The following is a 19,407-nucleotide window of genomic DNA, read 5'->3' on the forward strand; positions in this document are numbered from 1 at the left end:
GCAATAACATGGCGGCATGTCGTTGCGGGAGCGGAAGAAACAGCGGACCCGGCAGGCGCTCATCGACGCCGCCGGGCGGCTGTTCGACGAGCAGGGCTACGAGGCCACCACCGTGGAGCAGATCGCGGCGGCGGCGGAGGTGTCCACCCGCACGTTCTTCACCTACTTCCGGCACAAGGCGGACGTACTCGTCACCAACCTGACCGAGCAGGTGGACGCCGGTGTCCGGGTGATCGGCTCGCGGGCTCCCGATGAGCCGGCGGCCCGGCTGCTGGCCAGGGCGTTCGACGAGATGCTCGCGGAGAGCTGGACGCTGGGGCTGAACGTCGGGCTGGTCGGTACGGCGTTCAAGCTGCCGATCTTCTCGCCGCAGGCGTCCATCGACCGCTCGAACACACGGCTGGACCGGCTGGCCGGCGCGCTCATGAGCGCGTGCGAGCTCGATCGGATGACCGCGTACGCGATGGTGGGGGCCGCGATCGGGGCGGTCAGCGCGACGGCGGCGGTGTGCGTGGGCGAGGGCCGGCCCGACGAGGAGACCCTGGCCGAGGTCGGCCGCGCCTGCCGCAGGGCGCTGGCCGGGTTCCGCTAGATCCGATCTAGCGGGCCGCCTAGCGCCTCATGGGCGTGAACGAAACAGCCATACAAACCTCCGGCCTGGTCAAGGTCTTCGGCGGCACCCGCGCCGTGGACGGCCTCGACCTCACCGTCCCCGTCGGCGCCGTGTACGGCGTGCTCGGGCCCAACGGCGCGGGCAAGACGACCGCCGTACGGATGCTGGCCACGCTGCTGCGGCCCGACGGCGGCGAGGCGACCGTGTTCGGGCACGACGTGGTGCGCGAGGCGGACACCGTACGCGGCCGGGTCAGCCTGACCGGCCAGTACGCGTCCGTGGACGAGGAGATGACCGGCGCGGAGAACCTCATCCTGCTCGGCCGCCTCCTCGGCCACCGCAAGCCGGCCGCCAGGGAGCGGGCGGCGGAGCTGCTGGACGCCTTCGGGCTGACGGAGGCCGGGGGACGGCAGGTCAAGACGTACTCGGGGGGCATGCGGCGGCGGATCGACATCGCGGCCAGCATCCTCAACACGCCCGACCTGCTCTTCCTCGACGAGCCCACGACCGGCCTCGACCCGCGCAGCCGCAACCAGGTCTGGGACATCGTCCGCGTCGTCGTCGCCCACGGCACCACGGTGCTGCTGACCACCCAGTATCTGGAGGAGGCCGACCGGCTGGCCGGCCGCATCGCGGTCATCGACCACGGCCGGGTGATCGCCGAGGGCACGCCGGGTGAGCTGAAGTCCTCCGTCGGGTCGGGCTCGGTGCACGTCCGGCTGCGCGACCCGGCCACCCGTGCCGACGCCGAGCGCGTACTGGCCGAAACCCTGGACGCGCCCGTCCACCTGGAGGCGGACCCGGCGGCGCTGTCGGCGCGCATCACCGGCGACGCCGAGCAGGCCGCGCGCGCCCTGTCCCGGCTGGCCGCGGCCGGCATCGTCGTCGACGACTTCTCCCTCGGCCGGCCCAGCCTGGACGAGGTCTTCCTGGCACTGACCGACCGTGAGGACGCCGCCAAATGAGCACCTACACCCCCGCTGCCGAAGCCCTCGCCGCCGTGCTGGCCCCGAAGGCGCGACCCCGGCGGCCGAGCGCGTGGTCGGCGTCGATGACGTTCGGCTGGCGGGCGATGTTGAAGATCAAGCACGTGCCCGAGCAGCTCTTCGACGTGACCGCGTTCCCGCTCATGATGACGTTGATGTTCACGTACCTGTTCGGCGGCGCACTGGCCGGCTCACCGACCGAATACCTGCAGTACCTGCTGCCCGGCATCATGGTGACGAGCGTCGTGATGATCACCATGTACACCGGCATCGAGGTCAACAAGGACATCGAGAAGGGGGTCTTCGACCGTTTCCGCACCCTGCCCATCTGGCGCCCTTCGACCATGGTGGGCTACCTGCTCGGCGACCTCCTGCGCTACACCCTGGCCGCCACGATCATCCTCCTGGTCGGCCTGGTGCTGGGATTCCGCCCGCAGGGCGGCCTCGCCGGGGCCGTGATCGCGATCGCGCTGCTGCTGGTGTTCTCGTTCGCGTTCTCGTGGCTGTGGACGATGGTCGGCCTGCTGATGCGCAGCGAGAAGTCGGTGATGGGGGTCAGCATGCTGGTGTTGTTTCCGCTGACCTTCCTGAGCAACGTGTACGTCGACCCCGCCACCATGCCCGGCTGGCTGCAGGTGTTCGTGACCGCCAACCCGGTCTCGCACCTGGTGACGTCGGTACGGTCGTTGCTCGCGGGCAGTCCTGACCTGGGGGAGATCACCTGGGTGCTGGTGGCCTCGGTGGCGTTCGTCGTGGTGTTCGGCACGCTCACCATGCGGCTGTACAACCGCAGGTAGTCACCTTGCGGGGCGCGTCTGCCACTGGTCCATGACCTGCTGGAACGCCTTGCTCAGGAGACCGAGGAGCTCGGCGGAGGACTCGAAGCGGGCGCCCGCCGGGGTGGTGGCCCCGAGGATCTCGGCCCCGCGCCGTGAGGCGGCGGCCAGGACGTCGTTCATCTGCTGGGCCGCGAGGATGGTCTGGACCCAGATCCCGTCGTCCATGACATAGCGTTCGCGGCGCGCGCCGGGAACGCGTTCCCGCCTGAGCATTCCCTGCTGTTCGAGGAAGGTGACGGCGTGCGAGATCGACGCCGGGCTGACGCGGAGCCGCTGGACCAGGTCGGCGGCGGTGAGGGCGCCGGAGTCGGTGACGTAGAGACAGGCCAGCACCCTGGCCTCCATCCGGGGCAGCCCCTGCTGAATGAGGAGATCGGTGAAGGACTGCGTGAAATCCTGGACCGCCCGGGGGTCTCGCCCGTGGCCGCTGTCGGGGAGCGGCGGGGCCGGAGGTTGAGCCTGCTTGTGCCGGCGCGCACGGTGCCGGGTGGCCTCCTGCGCCTGGTCGGCCCCGTAGCCGTCGGGCCCGCCGTTGCGGGTGACCTCGCGCATGATGGTCGAGGCGGGCCGGCCCAGACGCCGGCCGATCTCGGCGTATCCGAGACCCTCGGCCAGCCACGCGGCGATGCGCTCCCGGTCCTGGCCGGTCAGTCTGCCTCCGGGCATCGGTGCTCGGCTCCCATCCGATCGTTGCAATGCCTGCCTACTGAGCCTGACTCTAACAGGTGAGATGCCCGATCTTAATGGTTGACTGATCTATGAACGCAATGTTCCGGCGCGGAACGTCAGAGTCCTCCTGACCGAAAGGTCCGGTGCTACCAGGTCACCTCAAGGGAGGACAGCCCGTACACGATGCTGAAGGACCGGAACAGCGGGTCGCTGGCCGTCACCCGGAGGCCGGGGAAGCGGCGCAGCAGCGCGGGGAAGGCGATGCGCATCTCCATGCGTGCCAGCGGGGCGCCCAGGCAGTGGTGTACGCCGTGGCCGAAGGCGACGTGGCCGGGGGCGCCGCGGGTGATGTCGAAGGTGTCGGCGTCCGCCATGAGCCCCGGGTCGCGGTTGGCGGCGGGCAGGGCGCAGATCACCAGTTCCCCGGCCTCGATGACCTGGCCACCGAGCTCGACCTTCGTGGTCGTGAGCTTGGTGGTGCCGGAGTGCACGATGCTGAGCCAGCGCAGCAGCTCCTCCACCGCGGCGTCGATCCGCTCGGGCTCTTTCCTGATGAGGTCGAGCTGCTCGGGGTGGCGCAGCAGGGCGAGCGTGCCGAGGGAGAGCATGTTGGAGGTGGTCTCGTGCCCGGCGAACAGCAGCAGGCCGCCGATCCCGACCAGTTCGTCGGTGGAGAGGTCGTCGCCGTGCTCGCGTACGAGCATGCCGAGCAGTTCCTCGCCCGGCTCGGCCTGGACGCGGGCGACCAGCTCCTCCATGTAGGCACGCTGCTGGAACTGGAGCATCAGCCGCTCCTCCCCCGGCACCGTCATGTCCAGCATCCTGCGCGTACGCTCCTGGAAGCCGTCGCGGTCCGTGTACGGCACCCCGAGCAGTTCGCAGATCACCAGCGACGGGATCGGCAGCGCGAACGACGGCACCAGGTCGGCGGGCGCCCCGGCCGCCTCCATGGCGTCCAGATGGTCCTCGACGATGCGCTGGATCCGCGGCTCCAGGCGGCGCATCCGGCGGATCGTGAACTCGGGCGTCAGCATCCGGCGCAGCCGCGTGTGCTCGGGCGGGTCGACGCCGAGCAGGTTGCCGGCCTTCACCTTGGCGAGCTGCTCCTCGGTCAGCTGCGGCGTCCCGGGCAGCCGCGCGATGGTCTGCGGCGCGACCTTGAAGCGCTCGGCGTCGCCCAGCACCTCGCGTACGTCCGCGTAACGCGTCACGAGCCACGCGGGGTCGCCGTGCGTGGTGGTGACCCGTTTGACCCGTTCGTCGTCACGGGCGGCCGCCAGCTCCGGCGCCGGATCGAACTCCACCCGCCGCATGTGCAGCGGCATCGCCGAGGTCTCGCTCATGCAAATCCCCTTGATCATCCGGGTTGGTGCGTAGAACGGTAGCCTCTGATCATCATGAGTGAATAGGACGGCCGATGAATCTTGATACGCCTGAGTCCGTGCCGGTGCTGGTCGCCGGAGGCGGCCCCGTAGGACTGGCGACCGCGGTGGAGCTGGCGTATCACGGCGTCCGCTGCCTGGTGGTCGAGCCGCGCGAGTCGGTGTCGTGGCTGCGCCCGCGCGCGAAGACGACCTCGGCCCGCTCGATGGAGTTGTTCCGCAGGTGGGGGCTGGCCGAGACGTTACGGTCGCGGGCGCCGCTGGCCGTGTCGTGGTCGGACGAGGCGGTGTTCGCCACCGGCCTGCTCGGACGGGAGATCACCAGGATCGGCGGCTGCTTCGGGCTCGACCTGGCGGGCTCCGACCTGGCCGCCGAGCCGGGCCAGCAGGTGCCGCAGCCGCTGGTGGAGGAGGTGCTGCGCGAGGCCACCGGCGACGCGCTGCTGACCGGCTGGCAGGTGGCCGGCCTCCGCGAGGACGCCGACGGCGTGTCGGTGCGGATCACCTCGAAAACCGGCGAAGAGCGTGCGGTACGCGCCCAGTACGTCGTCGGCTGCGACGGCCCCCGCAGCGTGACCAGGGCGGCCATCGGCGCCCGCTACGAGGGCCGCCAGGACGCCAGGCCCAACTTCAACGTCGTCTTCCGCGCCCCCGGCCTGGCCGAACGCCTCCCCCACGGCCCCGCCGTGCACTACTGGGTGCTGAACCCGGCCCAGCCCGGCCTGGCCGGCCGCCTGGACCTGAAGGAGACCTGGTGGTGCATCGCCCAGGGGGTGCGGGAGGACGCCGACCCGGTGCGCCTCGTACGAAACCTCGCGGGCGCCGACATCGACATCGAGGTCCTGGCCACCGACCCGTGGACCGCGCGGATGCTGCTGGCCGACCGGTACGCGAGCGAGCGCGTCTTCCTGGCCGGCGACGCGGCACACCAGAATCCGCCCTACGGCGGCCACGGCTTCAACACCGGGATCGGCGACGCGGTCAACATCGGCTGGAAACTGGCCGCCGTGCTGCGGGGATGGGCACCGGCGAGCCTGCTGCGGACGTACGAGAGCGAGCGTCGCCCGATCGCCGCCGACACCATCGAGGCGGCCGCCAGGAACATGGCCACGCTCGCACCCGAGCTGGCGGACCCAGCGCTGATGGGCGACGCGGCCGCGTTCGAGCGGGTGCGGCCGGCCGTGGCGGAGGCCGTGCGCAGGACCAAGGACAGTGAGTTCCACAGCCTCGACCTGGTGCTGGGATACACCTACGCGGGCTCGCCCATCGTCGCCCCTGGCGCCGGGGAGCGGCTGCCGCACCGGTGGCTGTCGGCCGGGGAGTCGCTCTACGACCGTCTGGGCCCCGGCTTCAGCCTCGTCGGCGACCAGCGGCTGCCCGGCGCGAACGTGCTGGTGTCGGAGGCGCGCGAGCTGGGCGTGCCGCTGCGCGCCGTCGACCTGCCCGGCGAGCCCCTGGCCCTGGTGCGGCCGGACCAGCACGTGGCCTGGCGGGGCGAGGATCCCTCCGGCGCGCTGCGAGCGGCGCTCGGCGAGCGGTGACGTTCGGGCGCGCAGGCGGCGCTCGGCGGGCGGTGACGTTCGGGCGCGCAGGCGGCGCTCGGCGGGCGGTGACGTTCGGGCACCACAAGCGGCGATGACTTTCGGGCGTGCCAGAAGTCTCCATTGTGACCATTCATAACCGGCGCCATGGAGGGCACGCGGCATGGGCAAGGCATCGAGCGACATCTGGCCACTGATCCACGCCGAACGGGCGGCGCTGGCCGCCGACCTCGCACCCCTGACCGACCGGGAGTGGACGACGCCGTCGCTGTGTGAGGGGCTGTCGGTGCGCGAGGTGCTGGCCCACCTCACCTCCGGGACGAGCCTCACTTCCCTGCGGTGGCTGGCGGGCGTGATCCGCTGCCGGTTCGACTTCGACAAGCAGGTGGCGATGCGGCTGGCCGAACAGCTCGGCTCGTCCGGGGCGGACACGCTGGCGAGGTTCCGCCAGATCCTCACGAGCACCACGTCGCCGCCCCTTCCCGTGGTGGCGATGCTCGGGGAGTCGATCGTGCACGCCGAGGACATCCGGCGGCCGCTGGGCCTCCACCGCGACTACCCGATCGAGGTCGTGACGCGGCTGGCCGACTATTACCAGGGGACCGATCTCGTGGTCCCCGCCAAGGGGCGGCTCGGCGGGCTGCGGCTCGTCGCGAGCGACGGGCCCTTCCGTACCGGGTCGGGGGCGGTCGTGTCGGGCCGGACCGTGGCGCTGGTGATGGCGATGACCGGGCGCGGGGCGTACTGCGCGGAGCTGGAGGGCGACGGTGTGCCGGTGCTGCGCGAGCGCTGCGGGGTGGCTACGGGAACGCCGTGAACAGCACCTTCCAGGTCCCCGCGGCCAGGCATTCCGTGCTCGGCCTGGCCGTCCTGGCGCCGTCGCACACCTTGAGCTCCACCACGCTCACGCCGGACCTGGTGAACTGGACGCTCAGGCGCTTGTCCCGCGCGCAGGTGCGGTAGGACTTGTGGGCGAGCTTGGAGTCGCCGGACGTGATGCGGAAGACCGCCCACGAGCAGCGGGTGCGGGCGGCGACCTTGGCGCGGACGCGGACCTTCGCGACGTGCGCGTCGCGGTCGAGATCGGTGACCAGCAGGTCGCCGGTGGCCTTGGCGTTGCCGCTGGGCGAGGCGACGGGCCCCCAGGGTTCGATGGCGGGAGTCGCAAGTAAAGCCGCCAAAGCCACCAGAACGGTTCTCATCATCGCTCCCTCTGTTGCAGGGTGTAGAGGCGGATCTCGATGCCGTCGGGGTCGGTCAGCCCGGCGACCAGCCAGCCGACGCTGCCCTCGACGACACCCGAGTGCACGACGCCGAGCCCGTCGAGGCGCGCGGCCCAGTCGCGGAGCGCGTCGAGCGTGGGCACGCCCAGCGCGACGGGGTCGAACCCGCTCAGCGCCGCCGCGCGCGCCGGCTCCTCGCGTAGCGCGAGCATCAGGGTCTTGCCGGCGTCCTGCAGCGCCACGCCGCGCAGCACACCGTCCTCGACGAACTCGACGGCGACGTCGAAGCCCAGCACCCGCCCGTACCAGTCCACGCTCTTGCGCACATCGGACACGGGTAACTTGACGTGGTGGAACCCACCGAGCAGGGTCATGACAGAGCTCCAGAATTTAGAGTGACACTTTAAAGTGGTACTTTACATTTATGGCCGACGTCAATAGCAAGAACCGGCGCTCCGCGCCCACCAGGCGGCGCATCGTGGCGGCGGCGCACGGGCTGTTCGCCGAGCGCGGCTACGCGGGCACCACGTTCCAGGAGGTGGCCGACGCGGCGGGGGTGTCCGTGCAGACGGTCTACTTCCACTACGGCAGCAAGAGCGGGCTGCTCAAGCACGTGGTGGACGTGGCCTCCGTGGGTGACGACGAGCCGGTTCCGCTGCTGGAGCGGCCCTGGTTCAAGGAACTGTCCACCACGCGGGACCCGAGGCAGGCCATCGCGCTGTGGACGCACGCGAGCGGGGAGATCTTCGACCGGGTGGCGGCGATCCTCGCGGTGGTCCGCGACGCGGCGGCCGGGGATCCGGAGATGGCCGAGCAGTGGCAGGTCAACAGCGGCCAGCGGCGTACGGCGCACGAGACCTTCACCGGCATCCTGGAGGGCCTCGGCGCGCTCCGGCCCGAGCTGGACCGCCGCCGCGCGACCGACATCACCGTGGGGCTGCTCTCCCCCGACCTGTTCCTGGTGCTGCAGCGCGAATGTTCCTGGAGCACGGCCGAGTGGGAGGAGTGGGCGGCCGGTCAGCTCGCCCACGCCCTATTGCCGCTCTGAGCACGGGTCTACGCTGTCGGCATGCGCGTAGTGGTGATTGGCGGCAGCGGACATATCGGCACCTACCTCATCCCCCGGCTCGTGGGGGCGGGCCATGACGTCGTCAATGTCAGCCGGGGCAAGCGGGAGCCCTACAGCCCGCACGGCGCCTGGCAGCGGGTCACGACCGTCACCGCCGACCGGGAGTCCGAGGAGACCGACGGCACGTTCGGCCGGCGGATCGCCGAGCTCCAAGGCGACGCCGTCATCGACCTGATCTGCTTCCAGGAGTCCAGCGCCAGGTCGCTGGCCGCCGCGCTGACCGGGCGGGTCCGGCACTTCCTGCACTGCGGCACGATCTGGATCCACGGCCCGAGCGCCGAGGTGCCGACGACGGAAGACCGGCCCAGGGGCCCCATCGACGAGTACGGCCGCCAGAAGGCCGCCATCGAGAGGTTCCTGCTCGACCTGGCCCACCGCGAGGGCTTCCCCGCGACGCTGATCCACCCGGGGCACATCACCGGACCCGGCTGGGTGCCGGTCAATCCGGCGGGCAACGTCAACCCGGCCGTCTACCAGACGCTGGCCGACGGGGCCGAGCTGGCGCTGCCCAACCTGGGCATGGAGACCGTCCACCACGTGCACGCCGACGACGTGGCCCGGCTGTTCATGGACGCCCTCGCCAACCGCACGGCGGCCGTCGGTGAGAGCTTCCACTCGGTGTCCACCACCGCTCTGACGCTGCGCGGGTACGCCGAGGCGGTGTCGGGCTGGTTCGGGCGGGAGCCGCGGCTGGCGTACCTGCCGTGGGAGCGCTGGCGGGAGACCGTGTCGGAGGAGGACGCCCGGATCACCTACGACCACATCGCGCACAGCCCGCACTGCAGCATGGAGAAGGCCGGCCGGGTGCTGGGGCACCGGCCCCGCTACACCTCGCTGGAGGCCATCTCCGAAGCGGTCGACTGGCTGGTCGGCGCGGGCCGGATCACGATCTAGCCGGTCAGCGGGCCGAACTCCTTGCGGGTGTCGATCACCTGGCCGAACAGCTCCCAGCGTTCGCCCTTGAACGTCATGAGCTGCATCGACTCGATCGGGAAGCCATCACCCCGCGCGGTGTCCAGCGTCACCCCGGGCAGCAGCATGTCCACCTTGACGCCCTTGAGGTCGCGCACGGAGTCGCGCAGCCCCTCGCGGGTCGGGCAGGCGGCCGCCTCCATCGCCTTGTGGAAGCTGTTCGCCGCCGCCCAGCCGAAGGTGTGGTACGGCACGTTCGCGTCGGCCCCCGGCGCGTACTGCTGCATCTTCTGCTTGTAGAGCATCATCTCCGCGTCGTTCGCCCACGTCGGGTCGTTCGGGTCCTTGTAGTACGAGCTGGACACGACACCCTGCACGTTCTCGAACCCGACGGGCTTGAGCACGGTGATCGAGGCGGCCACGTTGTTGACGATGTGCAGCGGGTTCCAGCCCGAGATCTTGGCGTCGGCCGCCAGCGCCTGCGAGCCGAACTTGGGCGTGGTGATGTTGAGGAAGACGTCGGCCTCCGACTCGGCCAGGTTGCGCATCTGCGGATCGATGCTGGGGTCGGTCACCTCGTAGCTCTGCTCGGCCACGACCTTGACCTGGGTGCCCTCGATGGCCCGCTTGAACCCGCCGAGCAGGTCCTTGCCGAAGTCGTCGTTCTGGAAGAGCACGGCGACCTTGGCCTCGGGCTTCTCCTGCTTGAGATATTGAGCGTAGACGCGGGCCTCGGAGACGTAGTTGGGCTGCCAGCCGATCGTCCACGGGTGCGTGGTGTCGGAGCCCCACTTGGAGGCGCCGGTGGCGACGAAGACCTGCGGGACCTTGCGCTGGTTGGTGTAGTCCCAGGTGGCCGTGGTCGAGGGGGTGCCGAGCGTCTGGAACAGGGCGAACACCTGCTCCTGCTCCACCAGCCTGCGGGCCTCCTCCACGGCCTTGGGCGGCTGGTAGCCGTCGTCGCGGACGACGAACTCGACCTTGCGGCCGCCGATGCCGTTCTTCTCGGCGTTGATGTAGTCGAAGTACGCCTTGATGCCCTTCGGGATGTCTCCGTAGGCGGAGGCGGGGCCGGACAGCGGGTAGATGCCGCCCAGCTTGATGCTCTTGTCGGTAATGCCGGTCGTCTGCTGGCCCTGGCACTTGCCCGACGCCGCCGTACCGGTCCCGTTCCCGCTGTCGCGCCCTCCGCAGGCCGCGACGGCGAGGAGGAGCAGCGCCGAACAGCCGATCGCAGATACTCGCATCCCTCTTACTCCTTCCGGGGAATCTTGTTGATCAGGCGCCCGGCCAGCCCGGCCAGTCCCGTCGGGGCCACGTACATCACCGCGATGAGCAGCAGGCCGAAGATGACGCCGGGCGGGACGTCGTTGACGTTCTGCGCGATGTTCGGCACGAACACCACGAACAGCGCGCCGAGCACGGGTCCCACCATCGAGCCGAGACCGCCGACGACCAGGCCGGCCAGCAGGCTGATCGACAGGTTCACGGTGAACGAGTCAGGCGACACGAACCCGATCACCCACGTGTAGACGCAGCCCGCCGCCCCCGCGAACATGGCGCTCCAGGCGAACGCGAGCGTCTTGTGGAACGACAGCCGCACGCCCATCACCTCGGCCGCCGCCTCGTTGTCCCTGATCGCGTGCAGCGCCCGCCCCACACGCGACCGGAGCAGGCCGGCGACCAGCAGGAACGCGGCCACGGCGACGGCCAGGGTGAGGAAGTACAGCCACTGGTCCTCGGCCAGGCCGCTCCACGCGGGCGGCGCGGGCTTGGGCAGGGTCAGGCCCATGGAGCCGCCGGTGACGTCCTCGAACCGCTTGAGCAGGGGGACGAGGAAGATCGCGATGGCGAGGGTCACGAGCGCCAGGTAGAGACCGCGCAGCCGCATCGCCGGTACGCCGAAGGCCAGGCCCAGCAGGAACGCCAGCGCGGCCGCGATGGGCAGGGTCAGCGGGTACGGCAGGTCCCAGCGGTGCATCAGGACGGCGGCCCCGTACGCGCCGACGGCGAAGAAGGCCCCATGGCCGAGCGAGATCTGGCCCGCGTGCCCGACGAGCACGTTGAGCCCGAGCAGCGCCACCGCGTAGATCAGCACCATGGTGAGCTGGAAGACGTGGAAGGGGACGAGCTGGAAGGGCGCGTAGACGGCGGCGGCCGTGAGCACGGCCAGGCCGGCCCACCGCAGACGCGGCGCGGGCACCCGCCTTCTCGACGTGGCGACCCGCTCAGGAGCGGCGACCCGCGCGGATTCACTCGTGCCCGCCTGCGCGGATTCGCTCGTACCCGCCTGCGCGGATTCGCTCGTACCCGCCTGTGTGGATTCGCTCGTACCCGCCTGTGTGGATTCGCTCATGCCCGTTCCACCACCGCTCGACCGAACAGCCCCTGCGGCCGCAGCAGCAGGACACCGAGGATGATCACCAGGGGCACCCCCACCTTGAGGTCGGACCCGATGAACCCGACGTAGGCCCCGGCCAGCGTCTCGGCGACGCCCACGATCAGCCCGCCGGCGACCGCGCCCCCCGGGCTGTCGAAGCCGCCGAGCGTGGCCGCCGCGAACGCGTAGATGAGGACGCCGCCCATCATGTTCGGCTCCAGGAACAGCAGCGGCGCCACCAGCACCCCGGACACCGCGCCCACGGTGGCGGCCAGCCCCCAGCCGAGCGCCAGCGTCCAGCCCACCCGGATGCCGACCAGCCGCGCCGAGGCGGGGTTGGTCGCCACCGCGCGCATGCCGAGCCCGATCCTGGTGTGCTGGAAGAGCAGGTACAGCAGCCCCATGACCAGCGCCACCACGCCGAGCACGCCGAGCGTGGCGTAGCCGACGCTGATCCCGCCGGCCTGCAGCGCGCCGCCGGGGAACGGGTTCGGGAAGTCCTTGATGAGGAAGGTCCAGATCCAGCCGGCGGCGGCGTTGACGAAGATGAACAGCCCGACGGTGACGATCACGATCGTCAGCTCCGGCGCGCCCTCGACCGGCCGGATGATCACCCGCTCGATGAGCATCCCGCCCGCGAACGACACCACCAGCGTCAGCGCCAGCGCCGCCCAGAACGGCAGCCCGGCCGCGACGCACTGCCAGGCGATGTACGTGGAGAACATGGCCAGCTCACCCTGGGCGAAGTTCACGATCCCGGTGAACTGGTAGATCAGCACCAGCGCCAGGGCCAGGCTGGCGTAGATGGCGCCCGCGCCGAGCCCCTCGACGAGCTGCTGCAGGAATCCGGCCATCGCGCTACACCCGGTACCCGAGATAGGACTGCGCGACCTGTTCGTCGGCCCTGATCCGCTCGGCCGTGCCGGACAGCACGATCCGCCCGGTCTCCAGGACGTGCGCCTGCTGGGCGATGCCGAGGGCGAGATGGGCGTTCTGCTCGACGACGACCACGGTGGTCCGCTCCTCTGCGTTGATGGCCTGGACGATGCGGAACAGCTCCCGGGTGACCAGCGGCGCCAGGCCGAGCGACGGCTCGTCGAGCAGCAGCAGCCGGGGGCGGAGCATGAGGGCGCGGCCGATGGCCAGCATCTGCTGCTCGCCGCCGCTGAGGCTGCCGGCGGCCTGCCTGAGCCGGGTCTTCAGGACCGGGAAGTAGGTGTAGATGCGGCCGAGGTCCGCCTCCACCGCGGCCCGGCCGCGCCGGACGAACGCGCCGAGCCGCAGGTTCTCCTCGACGGTCAGCGGCATGAACGTGCCGCGCCCCTCGGGCACGTGCGCGACGCCGAGCCTGGCGACCGCGTCGGGTGAGCGCCCGGCCAGCTCCGTGCCGCCGAGCGTGACCTTGCCGCGCGCCTTGACCATGCCGCACAGGGCCCGCAGCAGCGTGGTCTTGCCCGCGCCGTTGGGGCCGAGGATGGCGCAGATCTCGCCCTGGCCGACGCTCAGCCGCACGCCGTGCAGGACGCGGGCGTCTCCGTAGCCGGCCACCAGGTCTTCCACGACCAGATCCGTCATACCGCCGTCCCCAGGTACGCCTCGATCACGCCGGGATCCCGCTGCACCACGTCCGGCGGGCCTTCGGCGATCTTGCGGCCGAAGTCCAGGCAGACGATGCGCTCGCAGATACCCATGACGAATCCCATGTGGTGCTCGACCACGATCACGGTCAGGTCGTACTCGGTGCGGATCGCCCCGAGCGTGCCGGCGAACTGCTCGACCTCGCCCGCGTTCAGCCCGTTCACCGGCTCGTCGAGCAGCAGCAGCCGGGGCCGCAGGACGAGCGCGCGGGCCAACTCGACCCGTTTCAGGGTGCCGAACGGCAGCCCGGTCGCCGGATGCCCGGCCACGGCCGTCAGGCCGAGCCGGTCGATGACGGCGTCGGCGTCGGCGCGCAGCTCGCGCTCCTCGCGGCGCACCCCCGGCAGCCGGAGCCCGGCGGACAGGAAGCCTGCGCGGCCCCGGTGATGCGCGCCGACCAGCACGTTGTCGCGGACGGACAGGCGCGGGAACAGGCCCAGGTTCTGAAACGTCCTGGCGATGCCGAGCCGGGCGATGGCGTGCGGCGCCACGGCCGTCAGGTCTTGTCCCTCGTACGCGATCCGCCCGGAATCGGCGTCGTAACGTCGCGTCAGGCAGTTGAACAGGGTGGTCTTGCCGGCGCCGTTCGGCCCGATGAGCCCCACCATCTCGCCGCGCGCCACCTCGAACCCCACGCCGTCCAGCGCCGTGATGCCGCCGAAGCGAACGGTAAGATCGTGTACCTCCAGCATCCGGCCTCCTGGAGAACAATGTTCTGAAGTTGCGCTCAGCGTAGGATCCGCTCGTCAACGGCCGCATTGGGCACGGTGACCCAAGATGTCTCCGGCGAGTTGTCCGCTGAGCACAGCCTCGGTCTCGGACCGGTCACAACCCGTTGACCGCCCGGCCACGGGCATGGATCATCCCGGCATGTCCACTGGTTCGAGCACCGTGGCAGCCGTCGGAGCGGAGCGCACGCGCATCCTGGCCGCTCTGCTCAACGACGTCGAGGCGCTGGCCATGGCCGCGGTTACGACGATCAAGGAAGAGATCCCCGCCTACGCCGCCCAGGATCCGGGCTTCCACGCCGACGTGTTCGACCACGTGGTCAAGCACTACCGCGCCAAGCTGGCCGTGCTGCTGGAGGAGCGCACGGCCACGGCCGGGGACATCACCTTCACCCGGCGCGCCGCCATGCGCCGGGCCAGGGCGGGGGTGGCGCTGGCCGACTACATCAACGCGTTCAGGATCGGGCACCGGGTCTTCTGGGAGGCGGTGCTCGACCGGGCGGGGCACACCTACGCCGGGCGTGAGGCGGCCCTGCTGCTGGCGGCGCCGCTGATGCGCTATTCCGACTTCGCCAGCACGCACACGACGAACGCGTACATGGAGTTCCAGCAGTACGCCGCGGCCGAGGCCGTCCGCGAGAGCCGCGACCTGCTGGAGACGCTGCTGGCCGGGGCCGTGCCGACGCGAGGCAGGGAGCTGGCCGCGGCGCAGGCCCACGGGCTCGGCCCGGAGGCGCGTACGCCGCTGCTCGTGGTGATCGCGGTGCTGGCCGGGCCGCCCGCGTCCGTCACGATGGGGGCCGACGCGCGGCACGCCGCGTGCGCGGCCATCGCCAGGGCCAGTGGCAGCGGCCCGCGCACGCTGTCGGTCGTCCGGCAGTCGGAGATCGTCGCCATCCCCGTGCTGAGCCCCGGCACCGGCCCGGACGAGCTGTGCGACCGGCTGCAGGAGGTGCTGCGGAGCCTGGCCACCGAGGGCATCAGGCTGGCCATGGGCATCAGCACCGTGTCGGCGGGCACCGCGCAGATCCCGCAGGCGTATCTGGAGGCCAGGGCCGTGCTGGACTTCGTGCCCGAGGAGGGCGGGGTGGCGGCGCTGCCCAGGATCACGCCGTTCCAGTATCTGGCGCTGAAGGCCGACGACACCGCCCGCCACCTGGTGGACCCGCGCATCACGGCGCTGCTGGCCGAGGACCGGGAGCGCGGCGGCGTGCTGACCGCCACGATCAGGGCGTTCGCCGCCGCCGACCTGAACCTGCGGGCCGCGGCCGAGGCACTGCAGATCCACCCCAACACCGCGCAGTACCGGCTGCGCCGGATCCAGGAGCGCACCGGGCGCAGCCTGCGCTCGATCAACGATCTCGTCGAGCTGCTCGTGGCGATCGCGCTGCACGATGCCCTGCCCACCAACGCGGGCCGGGAAAGACTGGCCACCGCGACCAATGAGCGGCGTGGGAGCGCGGACGTACGGTCTTTCCATGAACCTCGCTGACCGGCTCCAAACCGCCGCCGCGCGGCTCGGTGGCAGAGCGGTTCTCACGCTGGACGAGGCGGAGCTCACCTACGGCACGCTTGAGGAGTTGAGCGCCCGTCTCGCGGGCCTGCTGCGCCTGCGCGGGATCCGCGCCGGCGACCGGGTCGCGATCATGTTGCCGAACGTGCCCGAGTTCGGCGTCGTCTACTACGGGGTGCTGCGGGTCGGGGCCGTGGTGGTCCCGCTGGATCCGCTGCTGAAGCGGCGCGAGATCGCCGCCTATCTCGGTGACTGCGGGGCGCGGCTGCTCATCGCCTGGCACGCGTTCGCCGAGACGGCCGAGGCGGGCTCGGCGAGCACGAAGACCGACTGTTTCTTCGTGGTGCCCGAGGAGTTCCGGCGGCTCTTACGCGGCGTCGCGGCCGAGCACGAGATCGCCGCCATGGCGCCCGGCGACACCGCGGTGATCCACTACACCTCCGGCACCACGGGCCGGCCCAAGGGCATCGAACTGACCCACGCCAACCTGAGCGGCAACGCGGCGACCGTGGCCCGCATGCACGCGCTCGGCGTGGACGACGTGGTGCTGGGCGCGCTGCCGCTCTACCACACGTTCGGGCAGACCTGCTCGCTCAACGCGACCGTGGTCGCGGGCGCGCGGCTGACGCTGCTGCGCCGGTTCGAGGCCGGGCGGGCGCTGGAGGTCATCAGGCGCGACGGGGTGACGGTCTTCCAGGGCGTGCCGACGATGTTCATCGCGCTGCTCGACCATCCGGGGGCCTCCGATCTGTCGATGCTGCGGGTCTGCGCCTCGGGCGGTGCGGCGCTGCCACTGGACGTCTTGCGCGCGTACGAGGCGAGGTTCGGCTGCGCGATCATCGAGGGGTACGGGCTCAGCGAGACCTCCCCGGTCGCCGCCACCAACCGGGGCGGACGGCACCGCAGGCCCGGCTCGATCGGCTGGCCCATCAGGGGCGTGGAGATGAAGGTCGTCGACGAGGACGGCCGCGAGACGCCCCGGGGCGAGATCGGCGAGATCGTGGTCCGCGGCCCCAACGTGATGAAGGGCTACTGGAACAACCCGGAGGGCACGGCGGAGGCGCTGCGCGACGGCTGGTTCCACACCGGTGACCTGGGCCGGGTGGACGGGGACGGCTACTTCTTCCTGGTGGATCGCCGGCGCGACGTGATCATCCGGGGTGGTTACACCGTCTATCCGCGCGAGGTGGAGGAGGTCCTCTACGAGCATCCGGCGGTGCGGCAGGCGGCCGTCTTCGGGGTGCCGCATCCGGAGCTCGGCGAGGAGATCGCGGCCGTGGTGGCTTTGAGGTCGCCGGTGACCTGTGAAGACCTGCGCGACTTCGTACGGGAGCGGGTGGCCGCGTACAAGTATCCCCGGCGGGTGTCGTTCGTGGACGAGCTGCCGATGAGCCCCACGGGCAAGATCCTCAAGCGCGCCCTCACCCGCTGACCCACGTCACGGGCGGCCGAACGACCACCAGGTCATGGAGACGTCTCCTCAGGATGCCGTCAAAGAGCGTACGTCCTGGTGATCGCGAGCAGGTCGCCGTCCTCCCGCGTGGCCGCGATCAGCCCCGCGGGACGGGGGACGAAACCGGGCACCGCGGTCAGGCCGTCGGTCTCGGAGATCGCGGTCAGCCGGAACCCCTTCGCCCCCGGCACCCGCAAGGTGATCTCGGCGCCGCTCGCCGGCAGGCCGCGGAAGCGCACCTCGCCCGGCCAGGTGTTCACGCGGCTGCCGGTCACGGGCACGGTCACGGCACGCGTCCCGCCGGTCTTGGCGGTCGCCTCCGTGATAGGGCGCTCGGTGCGCAGTGTGATGGAGCGCGCGCCCTGGCCCGCGGTGACGCGCAGCCGGTAGGTGTCCCCGGACCGGGACAGGATGGTGACCTTGGGCCCGGTGGCCTGGACGGCCGGGGCGTCGCCCGTCCACAGGGTGCCGCGCGCGTAGCCGGGAGGGAGTGAGCGGGTGTCGTGGCCGGACACGTACCGTCTGGTCCAGGAGGACGGGTCGAGGTCGGCGCTGACCCAGCCCGCGACCTTGGTGTCGGCGTCCATCACGTAGGCCAGGTGGGTGCGTCGCGGGTTCGCCGCGTCGAACCGGTCCACGGCCAGCCCGGCGGCCACCAGCACCACCGCCAGCACGGCGGCGGCCGGCGTCACCGCATGGTGGCGCCGTTCCGGCAGCAGCAGCTCCACGATCGGCAGCACCGTCAGGGCGAACAGCGCCATGACCAGGGCGCTCACCCCGCCGAGCGCCAGCCCCATGCCGTCGAACGCCACCCGCGCCAGCGCCGGCAGCAGCGCCGCCGACACGACCGCACCCCAGGTGACCACCGCCACCGACGCCACCGCTTTGAGGCGCGCCGAAGTCCGGCGCAGCAGCAGCACGGCCAGGCCGCCGAGGGCGCACAGGAGGGCCGGCAGCGTGAACATGTACGACGCGCCCGGCGCGACCTGCGCGCACACCGCGCCCAGCAGCGCCGGCCAGGCCAGTCCGCCGATCGCCAGCGCGGCGGGCCCGACCCTGCGCCGCAGCGTCAGATACCAGCCCAGCACCGCGAGCCCGGCCAGCACGACGACCGCCGCCCGGTACGCCTCCGGCCGATGCAGCAGGCCGCCCATCCCGTTGTAGTCGGGCCGCACGGCCACCAGCAGCTCCCACAGGCCCTGCGCCAGCGCCGCCGCCAGCACGAGCGGCACCACGGCCGACACCGCGCCGGCCGCGATCCGGCCCGGCCCGGCCACCCCGTGGAAACGAGCGAGCAGCGCGAGCCCGGCGACCGCCGCGAGCGCGAGCCCGGCCAGCGGCCAGACCAGCCCGTTCGGGTAGGTGACCAGGCCGCCGAAGAGCCGGAAGAAGGTGACGTCGTGGTCCGCGGTCAGGGCCGGCAGGTCGGCGCCGCCGAGGTCGCGGGCCAGCGCCAGCATGTTCGTGCCGTGGTGCTGGAGGCTGCCGCGGTCGAGGAAGGCGAGGGAGTCGTCCGCGGTGTGGTAGCGCGAGGACTCCTGGATGTAGGCGAAGTTCAGGCCCGCGAACCCGGCCTTGGTCAGCGGCGTGAAGTCGGTGTTGTTCGGCAGCAGCCGGTAGAGCTCGGCCATCATCGAGTCGCCGCGCGGGTGCGGCACGGTCCTGGCGAACGTCGCGACCAGCCCGGCGTTGTCCCGCGAGGTCTCGAACATCAGCGAGGGGCCGCTGACGCCCCGCGCCTCCCAGTTGAGCAGCACCCCTCCCTTGCGCCCGAGCGGGTGCTCCCTGACGAACGCCTCGGCGCCGAGCACGCCGTCCTCCTCACCGTCCGTCATGAGGAACACCAGGTCGTTGCGGAGCGCGGTGCCGCCGAGCGCGCGTACGGTCTCCAGCATGGCGGCGACGGCCGCGGCGTCGTCGGAGGCGCCGGGCCCCATCGCGGCCGAGTCGTAGTGGGCGGCGATCACCACCGTGCCGGTCGGGTCGGTGCCGGGCCGGGTGGCCACGATGTTGTGCACCTGCCCGAACGACGCCAGCCCCGCCGACGTGTTCGCGCCCACCGCGCGCTGGATCCGCACGTCGAGCCCCGCCGCGCGCAGCCGCCCGGCCAGGTAGTCCCTGGCCTGCCCGCCCGCCTCACTGCCGATCGGCCGGGGCCGGGTGGCGAACCGCTCCAGGTGGCGCAGCGCCCGCTCGGCGCTGAACTCCGTGGCCGGCGCCGAGGCGGGCAGCGGCTGCATCGTGCTGTCGGCCATGGCGGTCAGCATGATCACCCCGGCGAGGACGAGCAGGGCCGATACCGCCGCCAGGGTCCGGCGGGGGACGTCGAGCAACTTTCCGATCATGCCTGTGAACGTTAGGTTCGCGACCCCGGCCGCCGGAATGATGGGCGTACCCGGAT

19 protein-coding genes are annotated in these 19,407 nt (G+C 71.5%); 9 read left to right on the forward strand and 10 right to left on the reverse strand.

The features are described from left to right. Positions 1-16 precede the first annotated feature (16 nt). From C4V41_RS34240 to C4V41_RS34250, 3 genes are read left to right on the forward strand one after another with little or no spacing between them, the layout of a single operon-like run. Complete coding sequence (locus C4V41_RS34240; RefSeq protein ID WP_103960118.1) at positions 17-592, forward strand: TetR/AcrR family transcriptional regulator; 576 nt, start codon at positions 17-19, stop codon at positions 590-592. 29 nt (positions 593-621) lie between these two features. Continuing rightward, on the forward strand, positions 622-1,578 hold the full coding sequence (locus C4V41_RS34245; RefSeq protein WP_103960119.1) for an ATP-binding cassette domain-containing protein: 957 nt from the start codon (positions 622-624) through the stop codon (positions 1,576-1,578). Next, entirely contained in the window at positions 1,575-2,396 is an 822-nt protein-coding gene (locus tag C4V41_RS34250; RefSeq protein WP_103960120.1) for an ABC transporter permease, read from the forward strand. The genes C4V41_RS34245 and C4V41_RS34250 overlap by 4 nt, the downstream gene beginning before the upstream one ends. On the opposite strand, the gene C4V41_RS34255 is transcribed toward C4V41_RS34250, so the two are convergent. Together C4V41_RS34255 and C4V41_RS34260 are read right to left on the reverse strand one after the other, a co-directional pair. Continuing rightward, the gene (locus tag C4V41_RS34255) at positions 2,397-3,104 is read right to left on the reverse strand and encodes a GbsR/MarR family transcriptional regulator (RefSeq protein ID WP_103960121.1); all 708 of its coding nucleotides are present in this window, start codon (positions 3,102-3,104) and stop codon (positions 2,397-2,399) included. A gap of 149 nt (positions 3,105-3,253) precedes the next feature. Beyond that, complete coding sequence (locus C4V41_RS34260) at positions 3,254-4,450, reverse strand: cytochrome P450 (RefSeq protein WP_103960122.1); 1,197 nt, start codon at positions 4,448-4,450, stop codon at positions 3,254-3,256. Positions 4,451-4,524: 74 nt separating this feature from the next. Here C4V41_RS34260 and C4V41_RS34265 point away from each other — a divergent pair, with 74 nt between their 5' ends. Both C4V41_RS34265 and C4V41_RS34270 read left to right on the forward strand, forming a co-directional pair. Then, positions 4,525-6,030, forward strand: coding sequence for an FAD-dependent monooxygenase (locus tag C4V41_RS34265; RefSeq protein ID WP_103960123.1), 1,506 nt, complete (start codon positions 4,525-4,527; stop codon positions 6,028-6,030). A 163-nt stretch (positions 6,031-6,193) separates the two neighbouring features. Beyond that, the gene (locus C4V41_RS34270; protein WP_103960124.1) at positions 6,194-6,847 is read left to right on the forward strand and encodes a maleylpyruvate isomerase family mycothiol-dependent enzyme; all 654 of its coding nucleotides are present in this window, start codon (positions 6,194-6,196) and stop codon (positions 6,845-6,847) included. On the opposite strand, the gene C4V41_RS34275 is transcribed toward C4V41_RS34270, so the two are convergent. Together C4V41_RS34275 and C4V41_RS34280 are read right to left on the reverse strand one after the other, a co-directional pair. Then, positions 6,831-7,235 (reverse strand): hypothetical protein, encoded by a 405-nt coding sequence (locus C4V41_RS34275; protein WP_146103896.1) that lies wholly within the window; start codon positions 7,233-7,235, stop codon positions 6,831-6,833. The two genes, C4V41_RS34270 and C4V41_RS34275, sit on opposite strands and share 17 nt — an antisense overlap. Further along, the gene (locus C4V41_RS34280) at positions 7,232-7,627 is read right to left on the reverse strand and encodes a VOC family protein (protein ID WP_103960126.1); all 396 of its coding nucleotides are present in this window, start codon (positions 7,625-7,627) and stop codon (positions 7,232-7,234) included. The genes C4V41_RS34275 and C4V41_RS34280 overlap by 4 nt, the downstream gene beginning before the upstream one ends. Positions 7,628-7,677: 50 nt before the next feature. Here C4V41_RS34280 and C4V41_RS34285 point away from each other — a divergent pair, with 50 nt between their 5' ends. Next, positions 7,678-8,301: a TetR/AcrR family transcriptional regulator gene (locus tag C4V41_RS34285; RefSeq protein ID WP_103960127.1), complete on the forward strand. Its 624-nt coding sequence runs from the start codon at positions 7,678-7,680 to the stop codon at positions 8,299-8,301. Positions 8,302-8,322: 21 nt separating this feature from the next. Beyond that, positions 8,323-9,276, forward strand: a complete 954-nt coding sequence (locus C4V41_RS34290; RefSeq protein ID WP_103960128.1) for an NAD-dependent epimerase/dehydratase family protein — start codon at positions 8,323-8,325, stop codon at positions 9,274-9,276. Here the strand turns inward: C4V41_RS34290 and C4V41_RS34295 are convergent. The 5 genes from C4V41_RS34295 to C4V41_RS34315 are packed head-to-tail and all read right to left on the reverse strand — an operon-like array spanning position 9,273 to position 14,004. Continuing rightward, a complete protein-coding gene (locus C4V41_RS34295; protein WP_103960129.1) occupies positions 9,273-10,541 on the reverse strand; it encodes an ABC transporter substrate-binding protein in 1,269 nt (422 codons plus the stop codon). The genes C4V41_RS34290 and C4V41_RS34295 overlap by 4 nt on opposite strands. Positions 10,542-10,546: 5 nt before the next feature. Then, complete coding sequence (locus C4V41_RS34300; RefSeq protein WP_235030542.1) at positions 10,547-11,650, reverse strand: branched-chain amino acid ABC transporter permease; 1,104 nt, start codon at positions 11,648-11,650, stop codon at positions 10,547-10,549. After that, positions 11,647-12,528 carry a branched-chain amino acid ABC transporter permease gene (locus C4V41_RS34305; RefSeq protein WP_103960130.1) on the reverse strand — a complete coding sequence of 294 codons (882 nt, stop codon included), beginning with the start codon at positions 12,526-12,528 and terminating at the stop codon, positions 11,647-11,649. The genes C4V41_RS34300 and C4V41_RS34305 overlap by 4 nt, the downstream gene beginning before the upstream one ends. Positions 12,529-12,532: 4 nt before the next feature. Beyond that, entirely contained in the window at positions 12,533-13,249 is a 717-nt protein-coding gene (locus tag C4V41_RS34310) for an ABC transporter ATP-binding protein (protein ID WP_103960131.1), read from the reverse strand. After that, entirely contained in the window at positions 13,246-14,004 is a 759-nt protein-coding gene (locus tag C4V41_RS34315) for an ABC transporter ATP-binding protein (protein ID WP_103960132.1), read from the reverse strand. The genes C4V41_RS34310 and C4V41_RS34315 overlap by 4 nt, the downstream gene beginning before the upstream one ends. A 178-nt stretch (positions 14,005-14,182) precedes the next feature. Here C4V41_RS34315 and C4V41_RS34320 point away from each other — a divergent pair, with 178 nt between their 5' ends. Next, on the forward strand, positions 14,183-15,532 hold the full coding sequence (locus C4V41_RS34320; protein ID WP_235030543.1) for a PucR family transcriptional regulator: 1,350 nt from the start codon (positions 14,183-14,185) through the stop codon (positions 15,530-15,532). Next, positions 15,519-16,985, forward strand: coding sequence for a long-chain-fatty-acid--CoA ligase (locus C4V41_RS34325; RefSeq protein ID WP_103960134.1), 1,467 nt, complete (start codon positions 15,519-15,521; stop codon positions 16,983-16,985). Before C4V41_RS34320 ends, C4V41_RS34325 begins: the two co-directional genes overlap by 14 nt. Positions 16,986-17,044: 59 nt before the next feature. Here the strand turns inward: C4V41_RS34325 and C4V41_RS34330 are convergent, their stop codons facing one another. Continuing rightward, positions 17,045-19,351, reverse strand: coding sequence for a M28 family peptidase (locus C4V41_RS34330; protein ID WP_103960135.1), 2,307 nt, complete (start codon positions 19,349-19,351; stop codon positions 17,045-17,047). Between the last annotated feature and the right edge of the window lie 56 nt (positions 19,352-19,407).

The organism is Nonomuraea solani, assembly GCF_900108335.1.
Lineage (GTDB): Bacteria > Actinomycetota > Actinomycetes > Streptosporangiales > Streptosporangiaceae > Nonomuraea > Nonomuraea solani.